This window comes from Alteromonas sp. MTD1 (assembly GCF_042848195.1).
Classification (GTDB): domain Bacteria; phylum Pseudomonadota; class Gammaproteobacteria; order Enterobacterales; family Alteromonadaceae; genus Alteromonas.
The window spans coordinates 115,574-130,043 of the sequence record NZ_BTGG01000002.1 but is presented as its reverse complement, the minus strand read 5'-3'; the positions used below and the strand labels follow the sequence as shown (position 1 = coordinate 130,043).

Genomic DNA, 14,470 nt, shown 5'->3' with positions numbered 1-14,470 from the left:
GTATTAGGGCAGCGGAATAAACTCGCGATCATCGCCCGGAATGGTAGGAAACTGTCCATTCTTCCAACGCGCTTCAGCTTCTTCAATTTTCTCTTTTGAATAAGCAAGAAAGTTCCATTTCAAAATAGGTTGTTTCGGCAGCGCGTAACCGCCCAGTAAAAAGTAACGGCTATTTTGTAAGGTGGTAATATGACTTTCGTCATCAAGCAAAACAAATTCGCCAGCTTCAAAAGTACTATCACCCATTTCCACACTTCCTGAAATAACATAGCAAGCAGTTTGCGACGTGCCGCAAGGACGTTCTATTTCGGCGCCCGCTTCAGTTATGACGTCTAGATAAAACATAGGCGAATAGGTTTTTACCGGTGAGGTATAACCGTAAGCCTCACCTGCAATTAAGCGCATTAGCACCTTTTCACGATGAATATAGGGTAGTTGAGCTTTATTGACGTGAATAAAGCTGGGCTCCATATCGGCTTTCTCTTCCGGTAGCGCAATCCAGCACTGAAGGCCGTTTAACACGTGGTCGCTGCCGCGTGTTTCTATGGTTTCCCTTTCCGAATGCACAATACCTTTACCTGCTGTCATCCAATTTACATCGCCTGGCTGAATTTCTTGAATAGTGCCTAAACTGTCGCGGTGAAGCATACTGCCTTCCATCAAATAGCTAATGGTGGCTAACCCAATATGCGGGTGGGGTCTTACGTTAATCCCGCTGCCAGCCGGAAAGTGCGCGGGCCCCATGTGGTCAACAAAAACAAAAGGCCCTATGCTTCTTGCTTCAATATGAGGAATGATTCGGCTAACCGAGAAACCGCCTAAATCTTTTTTATGTGATGTAATCAATTTTGCCATGGGTAAACTCGCTTAGCGTTGTTCAGTGAAATTAACCGGCGACCACGAAGGTATCGCTTTTATTGGTGCCTTATGTAAACGCGTAAATTCGTCTTTATCTGCAAATACAACCTTACCACCTACAACGGTAAGCTGAGATTGAGTGTTAAGCAATGCATCTTCGTTAACATTCAATATGTCGTGATTAAGAATAGCAAAGTCAGCATAAAACCCGGGGGCTAATTGCCCTTTCACATTTTCTTCCCCCGACAATGCAGCACTACCTTGAGTAAAAAGCTTGAGAGCTTTTAAACGGCTAATGGGCTTACTACCAATATCAAACTGCCCAATCGTTTTACCTGTTACCGCCCAGTAATAGGTGGCCCAAGGGTTAAAGCTTGAAACCCGAGTGCCATCAGTGCCTAAGCCCACTGTGATGCCCGCTTCTAACATAGCGTGAATAGGTGGTGTACGGGAAGCTTGTGTTTTGCCATAGCGTGAAACAAAGTCTTCGCCTGCAAATGCCATACGACCTTGCACCGCAATAGCACCGCCCAATACTTTAACGCGCTTTATATTGCTTTGGGTAATAGTTTCAGCGTGATCAATTATCCAACGTACACTATCTACACGCTGTGTTTTATTAATCTTTTCCAAAACATTGAGTATTCGAGTTATCGATTCATCATAAGTAGCGTGTAATCTGAACGGCCATTCTTCAAGAAGATGAAGACGAATGACCTCTTCTAAAGCGTGCTCGGCTTCACTTGGAAGTTCAGGGCGCGGGGCACGAAAGTTTTCATAATCTGATGCTTTGTAGGTAAGTAATTCACCGCCACCTTCTATCACATAGCCATTGTCTAAGTGCGAATGATGGTTCTCGTTGGCCTCAAATTTATGCATCCACTGCATAAAATGTAGCATTTCATTAGCGGGAACCTGCGGAAAAAGATAGTTTGATACACGCAAAGGTAACTCGCCTTGCTTCGCTAAGGTTTCGCTAGCAATGTAATCATCTGGGAAACTGTGACCGCCACCTCCTGCATCAACTACACTGGTTACACCAAGGCTCAGTAATTTACGATAAAACTGGCGGCTAGAATTTAACTGCGCTTCTGCATCCATTTGAGGCAAAGCCGCAATAGTTTTATACAAAATCATTGGGTTTGGCTGTGCCAGCAAAACACCAGTAGGAGTACCGTTTGCGTCTCGTTCAATCACACTGCCCTCTGGAGCTTGGGTTTCACGCGTAATACCCAATACTTCCAACGCTTTTTGATTGAGCACTGCACCAGAATAAAGGTGTAGCACAAAAACTGGCGTGTTCGGTGCGATAGCGGTTAGCTCTTGTGGGGTAGGCAAACGCTTTTCTTTAAATTGGTATGGGCTGAAACCGCCAACCACTCGTACCCACTGCCCTTCAGGCGTTCGTTCAGCCTGCTCTTTAATCATTTGAAGGCCTTGTTCTAACGTGGTGATACCTTCCCAACGGGTTTCTAAATTATAAAATCTGCCACCCCGTGTAACGTGAAGGTGTGAGTCATTAATACCAGGAATGAGCCGCTTGCCCTTGGCATCAATTATGATGGTGTTGTCGTCGGCTTCGGTTAGCAGGGCATCTGCGTTATTTGAAAACTGGCTAAACACGCCATCATCAACACTTACAGCAGAATAGTGGTTACCATGAAAATCGGTGATGTTAGCGTTAACAACGATAAGCTCAGGAGCGGCCATTAGTGCTGCACTGAACAATGACGTTGTTGCCGTTATGGCAGTAAGAAGAGTTTTAATCATTACTTTTCCTTAGAAGTTAAAGGCTGTGCCTGTTTGCCTGCTTGTGATGAAAAGTAAGTGGCAAGCGCATTGATGTCAGCATCGCTTAAACCCGACGCATTGGGACGCATGATGCTAGCCATCCCGCCTTTGCGTTTACCATCTCTATAGGCTTTTAACGCATACACTAAATACTTTTTGTTTTGTCCTGCTAAGTTGGGATTGCTTTCGATAGTAGAAATGCCCGTTTCGCCGTGACAGCCCATACAGTATTGTGAAAGCGCCTGCCCTTGGGCGTATTGTGTATTCTCTACACTGGCACTGGCAGTGGCCAAAACCGTTAAGTTACAGAATATGAAAAATAGAGTGGTCGCTTTCATCACATGCTCCTTACTTTGAAAGCGGCAGCCTTTTAATTGCTGCCGCAAAGCGTTTTGTTAGCGTAAGGTTTACTGGCCTTCTTTGGCGTTAAACATTTCAGTAGCGTAGATAAGACCTAGGCCATAACCACCTGCGTGTTCTTTTGCAATGTCAGTTACATCTACGTAGGTGTCAGTGCGAGCCCAGTCACGTTGTAGTTCAAGTAGGTATTGCAACCACGTTATTGGCTGTGCGCCGGCTTGTATCATGCGTTGAACCGCCATATCATGTGCTTCTTTCGAGACGCCGCCAGATGCATCAGTAACGAAATACACTTCGTAACCTTCTTCAATGGCTGATAATACTGGGCCTACGCCACACACTTCAGTCCACAATGCAGCGATAACAATCTTGTTCTTTTTGAAGCTTTTAACTTTGTCTGTTACCCGCTTGTCTTCCCATGTATTCATGGTTGTGCGGTCGATAGGTCGTTGTTCTGGAAACACCGCTTTTAACTCAGGGAACAGAGGGCCGCTAAATGATTTTTCTGCAACCGTCGTTAAAATAGTAGGTACGTTAAACGCTTTCGCTGATTTAGCTAAGCCGGTAACGTTGTTGCGCACATCTTCTATAGAGTGAGAGCGAGTAGCAAAGGCCATCTGAGGCTGATGGTCGATTAAAATAACTGTGTGGTTATCTGGAGTAAGTAGGCTAGATGCTGGTTCGCCTGCGTGAACAGATGGAGCAAGTAGTGATAAGCCCGTTACAAGTGTTGCCATTGATTTTTTGAAATTGAACATAGTGCTTTCCTATTGGTTAAAGAGATTGAGGTACTTCGTAAACCTTGGAAATAATCTTATGTTCTATTTGTTTTGTTTAAAATGCGTAAAAGAGACTCTATTTGTTCTATAAATTAGAATGAATGATTAAAGAGTAAAGGTGTTGATTAACTAAGGGAGTGTTAGAGCGCTGAGCGAACTCAGCAGAGATGACGACGCTTGGTTATAGCCAGCAATTAGAGCGGGTAGTGGAAACAAATGTTTGGGTCTAAGCTTCAAAGATATAGACAACAAAAACAGTACGCTGCTTTATGCAGTCCTGAATGTCTTTTTCAGTTAAACCACCGTTGGTTAGTACTTCTTTAGCAATATCTTTGGCACTTTCGGTGCTATCTTCATTAAGTAGCGTTGCTAACGCTTTATCTAAATAGGGAGCTGTAGACATACAAATACACCAGAGCAACGGTATTAGGCTTAAACGTATGCAAAATGGGGTGCGATCATTCCTTTCTATCAAGTTTGGTTAAGCGTTTAATTATTAAAAAAATTAAAAAAGGGCGCTAAAGCGCCCTTTTTGCAAAGCAATATAAACTTAGCCATTAAATGCTTTGTTGTACTGCTTAGCGAATTTTGCAAGTGCCATACCGTTACAAGCTACTTCAGATGGGTTAACGTTAGTTGCTAGTTTAGCTTTCGTGAACTCAACGTTAGATGTAGCAGCTGCAATGCATAGTTTGCTTTCGAAAGACTGAGTCCCTTCTTCGAAAATTGCATTAATATTTGTATTGCTTTTCTCTGCTTTTTTGTAAGCACGTGCGAAATCAGCAATTGGTGTTTCGTTGCACAGTACTTGGTCTTGGCTGATTGTGCGAATGTTGTTTTGGCGAAGTACGTCTTCAAGTGAGCTGTTAGATTCTGCTGCTGCAACGCAAGCCTTTGTAAATTCGGAGTTGTCGCTTGGCTCAAACTCGAAAGCATTCGCAGTAGATGTAATTGCAGTAACAGCAAAAAGCGGTAATAAAAATTTAAACATGACCATTCCTGTAGGGTAAGTGTTAATCAAAAAAGCATCAAAAGTTGTGCGCATTTTAACCATGTGCTCAGCTTAAGCAATTGAGTATTATTTTTGTTTAGGATTAGTTTTTATAATCTAAACGATCCCAAATTGTCACATTTGTAGGGGAAGTGTTAATTGGATATGTTGGAAACGTTATTAACGGCAAATGAAGCCGTTGCTCCCTCAGTAGTGCTGGTTCTTATTGTGGCTTCTTTCTTCACGTCGTTAATGACAGCAACGGTTGGTATTGGCGGCGGTGTACTACTTTTGGCAGTTATGGCCGGAAGCCTTCCAGTTGCGGCGTTAATCCCTGTTCACGGGCTTGTTCAGCTAGGCTCGAATGGCAATCGAGCTGTGATGACACTTAAGCATATAGACAGGAATATGCTCAAATTTTTTGCTTTAGGTGCAGTAATTGGGGCCTTTCTCGCATCATTTGTTGTAGTGCAGCTGCCGCTTGTGTTTATTCAATTCGCCGTGGCGGCGTTTATTTTATTTTTGGTTTGGGGAAGTAAACCCAAAGCCCAAGAAATGAAGCCCGCAGGACGGGTTATGGCCGGTTTTGTTACTACATTAGTATCGATGTTCGTAGGTGCTACTGGGCCGTTGGTTGCTGCTTTCGTTCATCGGAACAACTACAGCAAAATGCAAATTACTGGCACTTTTGCTAGCTGCATGACGCTTCAACATGGGTTAAAAGCCTTTGTGTTTACGTTTGTTGGGTTCTCGTTTGTGCAATGGGCTGGGTTGATTGTCGCAATGGTACTAAGCGGAGCGTTAGGCACTTACGTTGGTTTGAAAGTGTTAAAGCGTGTTCCAACACAAAAATTCATGCTGGCTTTCAAGCTGGTAGTGACCTTACTTGCTTTTAGGCTGTTATGGCAGGCTTTTCAAAGTATGTAGATTGGGTAGCTAACCATTGTTTGCCCTTTATGAAAGGGCAAACAATGTATGCTACTCATTTAAAATTGATAGCTGAATGACATTTGCCATTCTTGCCCTGCGCCTGGTAAACGATCACCTACTGCAACTGAGGTATTCATCACTCTATTAACGCCACCCGTATGCGGTGTGTAGTGTTTATCGAATACATTATTAGCACTTACCGTAACTTGCATGGCAGGCGTTAATTGCCACAGTGCGCTTAAATGCACTAACCCATAGCCGCCTGTTCCACGCTCACTTTGCAACATGGATACATGGCTTTGTCGCCCTGCAAGTTCAGACGTTAAGTGAAAAAACGCGGGTGAATTAAACAGTGTAGATGCCCACTGAACGCGAGTAATCAATTGTTCAGGCGCGATTCTGAATAATGCATCATCAATGTCGTCTCGCTTTCCATGTTGAAAGCTTGCAACCATATTTAGGCTGAGCGAACGAGTAATTTCACCATTGACGGTAATGTCTGCACCCTCTATTACGGCATCGGTATTGGTCCATTGAAATGGCGTTCTTCCTGACATCATCGTGGACACCATGTTTGCTGCCATATTCTGACTGGGGTTACCGGTAATGTAGTCTTCAATATCCTGATAAAACAAGCGAGGGGAAACAGTCCAATTGTTAAATGACATGTCCAGTCCAATTTCAAACTGTCTTGCTGTCTCATGGGTTAAATCAAGTCTGCCAATATAATTAAACCCGTCTGCCATACCGCCCGTTATTCCCAACGGCAGCCATGTATATCGCTCGAAGTACGTTGGCGCTCTATTTTTCTGTGAAATGCCCAGCACGATGTTAGTGTACTCAGTAAAGTGATATGCCGTGGTAGCTGCAATATCAATCATGTTGTCGCTTTGACTGCGATCTGCACTGTTGAAAGTATTTACTAGTGTAGCGATGGCATCGTTCATCATTACCATATTTGAGCCAGCAAGGCCTGCATCAGTTTCAACACGGGTGGCGCGGATACCCAACGTACTTTCATAAGTTGATGATGCGATATCCCACTGTGCAAACACACTACCCGTGTCACGCTCTACATTTGTGAAATTATTTACGAAAAACATGGCATTGTTCGGATTAGTGATAACGGAGTTATTTCTGTGATGTTGTACGTCAACACCGAGTGTTAGTGCGCCAGACATAAAAGGTTGAACGTAAGTGGCACTTATTCCCTGAGCCACAGAATCGGTATCGTTTTGTCTTGCCATAGCTGGGGTCATTGGCATGCGCTGAGTAAAATTATCCATAATGTGCTGGTTGTCATTGCCAAATACGCTTATTGATAAAACGCGATCGTCTGTTTGACTGAACCGATAGCCAAGTCGATACCATGCTGCGTCAATAAATTTGATATCCATCGCAAGTGCTGGTGTGCCGCTTTCATTCGTGTTTAGCGTTTGATAACTCACATCGAATTGATGTTTGCCTAACTCGTACCCCGCCCGCAGTTTCGCGTCATTACGTAGGTAATTGCTGTTAGGTATTTCCAAATCATTGCCAGACTCGCGCTTTTCACGCTGTTGATGCATAAAAGCACCGCTTATAAATCCATTGTCAGAGGCGTAAAACGCATTGCCTTGAACCTGCTGTGCACTACCGGGAGTTGTGAAACTGGTATTTATATTACCTTGAAAACCGTTAGCCATAGAAAAGAGGCCAGCTGCGTCTGACTGAATATTCAATTTGCCACCGAGCGTTTGAATACCTGCGCTTACGGGGACAACTCCTCTGTATAGTGTTGCCGTAAGTCCTGGTTCGGGTAGGACATGCGATAATGGAGAGTCCATTGCATTTGGCCCCGCGCCATTAATATCGACACCATCGATAGATACGCCTACGCGGTCACCAAATAGCCCACGATATTGAATCAGCGCGGTAACCGGGCCGTTTCTGGAAATAGACAAACCTGGGAGGCGCACTAGCTGGTCGCCAAAATCAGCTTGTGTGTTAGTGGTAGGTACAATAGTAGCTTGCTCGGTAAGCGTTATAGGGGAGCCGATAACAGTGATAACTTCAGTAGCCGATGCTAAGTTTGGTAATAACAAAGTAGAAAGCGCAGCAGACAATGCTGTTGCAACAACAGTTTTTTTCATAACAGTTCCAAAAAATACTAAAAAAGAGGCACGTAAAAATTGTGCGATACGATTTTATTTACAGAATGTTATGAGGCGGGGCGCGGCCATGAGGTGCGGCATACGCAAATGCAGTGTAGGGACGCTGTGCAATACGTGTCAACAGAGCTTGATGACGAAGTTCTCTCGTTACAAGCGTAAGGTCCGCGGTAAGTGTAATAGGTTGGGGAATATCAGCTAACGTACTATTGATACAATCAACATTGTGTGGCGGTGGACTTTCGAATCCATCTTCAAAGTCTGGACTAATAAAAACAAACCTACCCTCAAGCTCAGAAGCACTTACTGAGATGTAGCGCATGTGCGTACCAGTACAGATCAACTCGATATCATCATCAGTGAAGGCTTGAGCTTGCTGCATCGAAAAAGAAGCCAGTCCAAATGCCAAAGCATTTTGAAATATGAGGCTCAAGCAAAGCAGTGTTGTGATGATGTGTCGGATCATTCCATGTCGCGGCTGTGAGTTATTCCCTAATAATAAACATAGCTTTGATGTTATGGCTAATTATTATTTTTCGCCGCAGTTGGGCGTTTCGTATATTTCACCACAAAGCGCGACATGCAAGGCAATGTCGACAACATAAAAAACAAATGAACCCTAGTTTGCGATATCAGTAACTAAGGGTAACTACCTATTTTCTTTTCACGCGACAATACGCAGTCTGTGTTTACGGTTTGTAAGTATTTTTGAAGTGTAAATGTAAGCTTACAGCGTAAAGTCGCTAAGCAGTATTTTGTACACAATGGATGATAAAACTAACTGCTAAGCACCTATACCAAGCATCGCAATGCGATGAAAAAACAAAATAGGTTGTACCATGTTGAAAATGAAATCTAGCAAAACTCTTGTTTTTGGTGCCGTAATGTCTGCATTGGGCGTATCTGCAACATCAAACGCACTTGGCCTTCCTAGGCATTTCCAAACAGAAGATTTACCCGGGATTATCGCACCAAGTAACACACCAACCGACAGGTACCTTGTAGAGGTTAAAACTTCTGCTCTTACACACTCGTCACTTGAAAATGTAGCAAACACTTTAACAGCGTCCTTAGGCGGTACGGTTAATAAAGTACTTGATAAACATGGGCTCATTGCAATCTCATTAGACAAACAAGCGTTCAATGCAATTCTGAACCACCCATTGGTAGAAAGCGTTGAACTTGATGTAAAGCGTTACCTGAAAGCGCAAACGACCCCTTATGGCATTCCGATGGTACAGGCCGATCAAGTAAATCAGGCCGACACACAAGCCAAACGCGTTTGTGTTATTGATACCGGATATAATTTAGGTCATCCCGATTTACCAACCCAAAACGATGGCTTAACAGGCGAATCAAATAACTTCGCCGTGGGCAGTTGGAATCGCGACGGTAATGGCCACGGTACTCACGTTGCCGGTACAATTGCAGCGTTGGATAACCAAGAAGGTGTAATTGGTGTTTACCCTGGTGTAAACATGCATATCGTAAAAATTTTCAATGATTTGGGGCAATGGACATTTGCGTCTGATCTGATTGATGGTATTGACCAGTGTAAACAAGCAGGGTCTGATGTTGTTAATATGAGCCTAGGTGGCAGTGGTTCATCTCAGTCTGAGGCTAATGCTATGCAGCAGTTCGTCGACGACGGCATGATACTGGTTGCTGCGGCAGGTAACGACGGTAACAGCGATAAATCTTATCCGGCATCATACGATGCAGTAGTATCGGTTGCAGCATTGGATAGCAGTGAAACGGTTGCGAGTTATTCACAGTTTAACGACCAAGTAGAGCTATCTGCGCCTGGTTCCTCAGTGCTTTCTACCTATCCGTCATCACGCTATGCGTCACTGAGTGGTACTTCAATGGCATCACCGCATGTAGCTGGCGCTATGGCATTGGTATGGAGCTTCTATCCACAGTGCACAGGAGAAGAAATAAGAAGTGTTATGGCCAGCAGTGCAAAAGATTTAGGCGCTCCAGGTTACGACATTAACTATGGTCATGGTCTTATTCAAATTACAGACGCACTTGCTACGCTTGCTAATGAGGGATGTGAAGCGCCTGCATTACCTGAAGAGCCTGTTATAGAACCTACACCTGAGCCAGAACCACCAGTAGAAGAGAATGCCTCGTTAGACGAGACCGTAACAAACCTTAGTGGTTCACGTGGCAGTTGGAAGCGTTTTGAAGTCGATGTACCAGCGACGGCAACAGTATTGAGAGTAACTATTGAAGGCGGTAACGGTGACGCAGATCTATACCTTAACTTTGGCGCTCAAACTCAGACCAATCGGTGGGATTGTCGTCCATACCGTTATGGCAATAATGAAGTGTGTACCTTCACTAATCCAGAAGCGGGTACATGGCATATTGGCGTTAGAGGCTATGATGCTTACAACGGCGTTACGCTGAATTACAAATACGAATAAAATGGATGTGGGAAAAGCGTTTAGCAAAATGCTAAACGCTTTTTTCTCGTTATTATCTAGACGCTAAAGACAGTGAAATCTCTTCTAATGTTCTTCCCTTTGTTTCTGGGAAGTACCTTACCACTAGAAATAAACTGATGACTGCGAATGCGCCATACAGTGCAAAGGTGATGGCAGCGCCAAAATTCATTAGTTCCCAAGGAAATACCAGCTGTACAACAAAGCTGGTTAGCGCGTTAACAACACCCACTAACGATATGGCAAGGCCGCGCGTTTGGTTGGGGTAAATTTCTGCAAGCATAGCCCACATAACCGGGCCAAGTGACACTGCGAAAGACGCTACAAACGCTATGATACCAAACAGTACCAAAAGTGCATTCATGCTAATACTGCCGCTTAAAAAAGTCTGCTGAAGTGCATCATACTCTTGTTGCGAAAGTGCACTTAGTAGCGCCTGTTTGAATGAAACATCGGAGTAATACGTTTGATTCACCATGCTAGCAATTTTCTCAGCTACGCCTTCCATGTTTTGCGTTGCTGCTACAACAGTTTCATTGGTAAGTGTATAGGTTGCATTGTTAAACCCATACGCACATATCGCCATGCTGATAATAACGCCACATAAGCCAACAATAAGAAGAGGTTTGCGTCCCCATCTGTCTATGGTAGCCATGGCCACAATGGTAAAAACCACGTTAGCAATACCAATCCATACTGCTTGCATGAAAGCCGCATTGGTACCTACACCGCTTTGTTCAAAAATGGTAGGTGCGTAGAAAAAGATAACGTTAATACCTGTGATTTGTTGGGCGATGGCAAGAATAACGCCAATCATCAAAGGGAAGCGCATGGCCTTTGCTGCCAGAAAGCCGAAGCGCTCTTTTGTAGACCAAGACTTTTCAGATAATGACGACTCAATGTCGTTAAGCTGAGCCTGTGCCTGATTTTCATCAAACAAGATAGCAATAACTTGCTTTGCTTCGTCGTGTTTTCCTTTGAGCATTAACCAGCGAGGGCTGCGTGGGACGGTTAGCAATAACCCAAGCCACAGTAAGGCTGGAAGCACCTCAAGGCCAAGCATGTAGCGCCAAGTTTGTGTGCTAATACCTAGCTGCATTATCCAGTCAGCGTCACTGTAGCTCAGCTGTAATAAGTAATAATTGGTGAAGTAGGAAATCGCAAAGCCCAAAACAATATTGAGCTGGTTAACCGAGACCATTTTTCCGCGATTTTCTGGAGCGCTTATCTCTGATATGTACATAGGCGCGATAATGAGCGAGCAAAATGCGATGCCACCAATAAACCTTGCTAACACTAGCAGCTCAAAAGAAGGAGCAAGTGCAGAGCACACTGCGGAAACAACATAAAGCGCGGCAATAATAATAAGTGCTTTGCGCCTACCGATAGCATCGCTTATGGCGCCAGCAAAAATCATCGCGATAAGTGCACCTAGCGTTGGAGAGCTAACAACAATGCCCTGTTGCCAATCACTTAAACCAAATTCAGTATCAATAAAGCCTATTGCACCCGATATTACGCTGGCATCGAACCCGAATATAAAGCCTCCCAATGAGACAATAAGGGTATAGTACAGCGAAGGTGGAAAGGTTTTATTCATATTTTTATACTGCGGCTAAGGTATCTCGTTTCACAATTTGTGGAACGAATAAATGCTTTATTGGAGTTTGGCTCTTTATGTCGTAAACATGCTCTAACACCCAGTGTGCAGCCATCTCGCCCATCGCCTGAATAGGGTTATCTACCGTGGTAAGTTTAGGGTACAGGTAGCGTGAGAAAAGCACGTTATCAAACCCAACAATGGAAAGCTGTGAAGGGATCGCTTTACCGGCTTCTCGTGCTGCGGTCATTGCACCAGATGCCATTTCGTCATTTGCGCAAACAAGCGCGGTCATCTGTGGAAATTGTTCACTAATACACTGCATGCCCTCTTGGCCTGATGATTCGTGATAGTCTCCTTCAAACAACGCGCCTTCTGAAAAGGTAATGCCTGCTTCTTCAAGTGCTCGTTTATGGCCTTTCAGGCGGTCGCTAGCATCTTTCTTAAACAGCGGGCCGCTAACGTAACCAATGTGTTTATGACCCTGTTCTATAACCGCTTTCGTGGCAATGTAACCACCAGTTTCGTTATCAACAAAAAAACAATTGTCATCAATATCGTCAATTTTACGGTTAATTAAAACAACAGGTACCTTGCCGTCTACTAAACTTTTAAGGTAGTCATCAGATACAGCCTCGGCGTGAAGAATCAATGCATCGCAGCGCCGACTCTTTAGGAACTCTATCGCTTCCTTTTCACGGGTTTCATCAACGTGGCCGGCGGTAATGACTACATGCTTACCATTCTTTTTAAGCACTTGCTCAACGGTACTCATTAAATCACCAAAATACGAGCCATGTAACTCAGAAACCAGAAGGCCTACGCTGTTTGTGCGATTTGACGCAAGCGACTGTGCAATGGCATTAGGCTGATAGCCCAACTTTGCCATGGCGTCTTCCACTTTCTTCCTTGTGCGTTCACTGACCTTTGCGTTGCCATTCATCACTCTACTGACAGTAGCAAGAGAAACGCCCGCCGCTTCTGATACTTCGTATATTGTTGCCATGAAATTCGGTACTTATCCTTTATTTATACTGCTAATGTACCATTAATTCTGTTCTTAACCAGTTCTGAGTAAACATGTGCGCTTTGTTTGAGCGTTCTTTTTTGAGTGTCGTAGTCAACGTGAACAATGCCAAACCGTTTTGAATAGCCTAAAGCCCACTCGAAATTATCCATCAAACTCCACGCAAAGTAGCCTCTTATGTCTACGCCGGCTTCAATTGCCACATTGACCGCATTTAAATGGCTGTTGAAATAGTCAATGCGATCCACATCGTTTACCTCACCGTCTATCATTTCATCGTCCATGGCTGCACCATTTTCGGTGATGTAAATAGGAGGCAACGCATATTGCTGGTGCAAGTTTACAAGTAACTCAGTAAAGGCATCGGGTGTTATCTCCCAGCCCATTGCTGTAAGAGGCGTGTTTGTAGGCTCAACTATTTCAAAGCCAAAGTTAACGTCAGCGCTATCGCTCGGCGTGGCTTTGTACACAGTGCGGGTGTAATAATTTATGCCAAGGTAATCAATAGGTTGAGAGATAATATCCATATCACCTTCTTCAATGTCAGGGCGATCCACATCCCTCAGTTGATGGATTATGCTTGGGTACTGGCCGTCAATGACAGGCTTTAAGTACCATTGGTTGTGATATTCATCAGCCAGTTTTGCAGCAATTTTATCTTCTTCATTGTTTGTTGCAGGATGGCAAGTACTAAAGTTAAGTACGATTCCATGTAGACTATTAGGGCACGTGGCGCGCAATACTCTCAAAGCAAGGCCATGGGCTAAAAGTAAATGATGGGCAGCTTTCCTACCTCTTCCGACGCCGGTTAAACCTGGTGCGTGTACACCTAATTCGTAACCCAAATAAGCAGAGCAAAATGGTTCGTTTAACGTGGCATAGGCGTATACTTTATCGCCTAGGGTGCTTGCAACAGCGGTAGCGTACTTCTCAAATGCATAGGCTGTGTCACGATTCAACCAGCCGCCATTATCTTCTAAATGCTGTGGTAAATCCCAATGATATAAAGTGACGAATACTTTTATACCTCTTCGAACAAGTTCATCAACCAAATTTACATAGAATTGCATGCCCATTTCATTGACGTCACCATCACTGGTCATAACGCGCGGCCATGAAATGGATAGTCGATATGCATCAACGCCCAGTGAACTAATGAGTTCTACATCATCTTTCCATTTCTCAATGTGCCGACAAGCATCGTCACCGTTGCTATTATCTGAAATTTTGCCGGACTGCGCACAGAAAGTGTCCCAAATACAGGTCTCTCGACCTTTCCTGTCTCCCTCAATCTGAAAGCTAGATGTCGCCACGCCAAACAAAAAGTCTTTTGAGCGCATTAATGAGTTGGCAGGAAGGTTGAACGTTCGCATTTGCTAGCTACCTTGGGGTTAACGAATCTCTACTATTTGCACTATTCTTATACTAGTGCGGATTAAGTAAATAACATGATATTTACATTGAATTTAGAATTACTTCATGTAATTATCCATTTCATGTAAGCGCTTACAGCCTTGTTAATGTTGAGTTGTAA

The 14,470-nt window shown here is 44.0% G+C and carries 13 protein-coding genes; 2 read left to right on the top strand and 11 right to left on the bottom strand.

What is annotated here, in order from left to right; translation table 11 throughout:
* Window positions 1–3 precede the first annotated feature (3 nt).
* The 6 genes from ACGHAV_RS03200 to ACGHAV_RS03175 form a co-directional block, all read right to left on the bottom strand.
* Window positions 4–855 carry a pirin family protein gene (locus ACGHAV_RS03200; RefSeq protein WP_390376347.1) on the bottom strand — a complete coding sequence of 284 codons (852 nt, stop codon included), beginning with the start codon at window positions 853–855 and terminating at the stop codon, window positions 4–6.
* Window positions 856–867: 12 nt separating this feature from the next.
* Complete coding sequence (locus tag ACGHAV_RS03195) at window positions 868–2,628, bottom strand: amidohydrolase (protein ID WP_390376344.1); 1,761 nt, start codon at window positions 2,626–2,628, stop codon at window positions 868–870.
* Window positions 2,628–2,987, bottom strand: coding sequence for a c-type cytochrome (locus ACGHAV_RS03190; RefSeq protein ID WP_390376341.1), 360 nt, complete (start codon window positions 2,985–2,987; stop codon window positions 2,628–2,630). Before ACGHAV_RS03190 ends, ACGHAV_RS03195 begins: the two co-directional genes overlap by 1 nt.
* Window positions 2,988–3,056: 69 nt before the next feature.
* Entirely contained in the window at window positions 3,057–3,767 is a 711-nt protein-coding gene (locus ACGHAV_RS03185; protein WP_334013918.1) for a hydrolase, read from the bottom strand.
* A 247-nt stretch (window positions 3,768–4,014) separates the two neighbouring features.
* Window positions 4,015–4,191, bottom strand: a complete 177-nt coding sequence (locus ACGHAV_RS03180) for a hypothetical protein (RefSeq protein WP_390376338.1) — start codon at window positions 4,189–4,191, stop codon at window positions 4,015–4,017.
* A gap of 147 nt (window positions 4,192–4,338) precedes the next feature.
* Window positions 4,339–4,779, bottom strand: a complete 441-nt coding sequence (locus tag ACGHAV_RS03175; protein WP_390376335.1) for a hypothetical protein — start codon at window positions 4,777–4,779, stop codon at window positions 4,339–4,341.
* Window positions 4,780–4,944: 165 nt separating this feature from the next.
* Here ACGHAV_RS03175 and ACGHAV_RS03170 point away from each other — a divergent pair, with 165 nt between their 5' ends.
* The gene (locus ACGHAV_RS03170; RefSeq protein WP_390376985.1) at window positions 4,945–5,706 is read left to right on the top strand and encodes a sulfite exporter TauE/SafE family protein; all 762 of its coding nucleotides are present in this window, start codon (window positions 4,945–4,947) and stop codon (window positions 5,704–5,706) included.
* Window positions 5,707–5,765: 59 nt separating this feature from the next.
* On the opposite strand, the gene ACGHAV_RS03165 is transcribed toward ACGHAV_RS03170, so the two are convergent.
* Together ACGHAV_RS03165 and ACGHAV_RS03160 are read right to left on the bottom strand one after the other, a co-directional pair.
* The gene (locus tag ACGHAV_RS03165) at window positions 5,766–7,841 is read right to left on the bottom strand and encodes a TonB-dependent receptor (protein WP_390376333.1); all 2,076 of its coding nucleotides are present in this window, start codon (window positions 7,839–7,841) and stop codon (window positions 5,766–5,768) included.
* Between the two features lie 58 nt (window positions 7,842–7,899).
* Window positions 7,900–8,325 carry a hypothetical protein gene (locus ACGHAV_RS03160; protein ID WP_390376330.1) on the bottom strand — a complete coding sequence of 142 codons (426 nt, stop codon included), beginning with the start codon at window positions 8,323–8,325 and terminating at the stop codon, window positions 7,900–7,902.
* Between the two features lie 373 nt (window positions 8,326–8,698).
* Here ACGHAV_RS03160 and ACGHAV_RS03155 point away from each other — a divergent pair, with 373 nt between their 5' ends.
* Entirely contained in the window at window positions 8,699–10,291 is a 1,593-nt protein-coding gene (locus tag ACGHAV_RS03155; RefSeq protein ID WP_390376327.1) for a S8 family serine peptidase, read from the top strand.
* Window positions 10,292–10,343: 52 nt separating this feature from the next.
* Here ACGHAV_RS03155 and ACGHAV_RS03150 read toward each other — a convergent pair whose 3' ends face one another.
* From ACGHAV_RS03150 to ACGHAV_RS03140, 3 genes are read right to left on the bottom strand one after another with little or no spacing between them, the layout of a single operon-like run.
* The gene (locus ACGHAV_RS03150) at window positions 10,344–11,909 is read right to left on the bottom strand and encodes a sugar porter family MFS transporter (RefSeq protein ID WP_390376324.1); all 1,566 of its coding nucleotides are present in this window, start codon (window positions 11,907–11,909) and stop codon (window positions 10,344–10,346) included.
* Window positions 11,910–11,913: 4 nt separating this feature from the next.
* Window positions 11,914–12,915, bottom strand: a complete 1,002-nt coding sequence (locus ACGHAV_RS03145; protein ID WP_390376321.1) for a LacI family DNA-binding transcriptional regulator — start codon at window positions 12,913–12,915, stop codon at window positions 11,914–11,916.
* Window positions 12,916–12,938: 23 nt separating this feature from the next.
* A complete protein-coding gene (locus ACGHAV_RS03140) occupies window positions 12,939–14,309 on the bottom strand; it encodes a GH1 family beta-glucosidase (protein WP_390376318.1) in 1,371 nt (456 codons plus the stop codon).
* Window positions 14,310–14,470: the final 161 nt, after the last annotated feature.

Excerpts from the sequence above, each read along its gene's own strand:
- ACGHAV_RS03150 (WP_390376324.1), bottom strand. The coding sequence starts at position 11,909 with ATGAATAAAACCTTTCCACCTTCGCTGTACTATACCCTTATTGTCTCA.
- ACGHAV_RS03160 (WP_390376330.1), bottom strand. The coding sequence starts at position 8,325 with ATGATCCGACACATCATCACAACACTGCTTTGCTTGAGCCTCATATTT.
- ACGHAV_RS03145 (WP_390376321.1), bottom strand. The coding sequence starts at position 12,915 with ATGGCAACAATATACGAAGTATCAGAAGCGGCGGGCGTTTCTCTTGCT.
- ACGHAV_RS03175 (WP_390376335.1), bottom strand. The coding sequence starts at position 4,779 with ATGTTTAAATTTTTATTACCGCTTTTTGCTGTTACTGCAATTACATCT.
- ACGHAV_RS03185 (WP_334013918.1), bottom strand. The coding sequence starts at position 3,767 with ATGTTCAATTTCAAAAAATCAATGGCAACACTTGTAACGGGCTTATCA.
- ACGHAV_RS03180 (WP_390376338.1), bottom strand. The coding sequence starts at position 4,191 with ATGTCTACAGCTCCCTATTTAGATAAAGCGTTAGCAACGCTACTTAAT.
- ACGHAV_RS03190 (WP_390376341.1), bottom strand. The coding sequence starts at position 2,987 with ATGAAAGCGACCACTCTATTTTTCATATTCTGTAACTTAACGGTTTTG.
- ACGHAV_RS03155 (WP_390376327.1), top strand. The coding sequence starts at position 8,699 with ATGTTGAAAATGAAATCTAGCAAAACTCTTGTTTTTGGTGCCGTAATG.
- ACGHAV_RS03165 (WP_390376333.1), bottom strand. The coding sequence starts at position 7,841 with ATGAAAAAAACTGTTGTTGCAACAGCATTGTCTGCTGCGCTTTCTACT.
- ACGHAV_RS03195 (WP_390376344.1), bottom strand. The coding sequence starts at position 2,628 with ATGATTAAAACTCTTCTTACTGCCATAACGGCAACAACGTCATTGTTC.
- ACGHAV_RS03140 (WP_390376318.1), bottom strand. The coding sequence starts at position 14,309 with ATGCGAACGTTCAACCTTCCTGCCAACTCATTAATGCGCTCAAAAGAC.
- ACGHAV_RS03200 (WP_390376347.1), bottom strand. The coding sequence starts at position 855 with ATGGCAAAATTGATTACATCACATAAAAAAGATTTAGGCGGTTTCTCG.
- ACGHAV_RS03170 (WP_390376985.1), top strand. The coding sequence starts at position 4,945 with ATGTTGGAAACGTTATTAACGGCAAATGAAGCCGTTGCTCCCTCAGTA.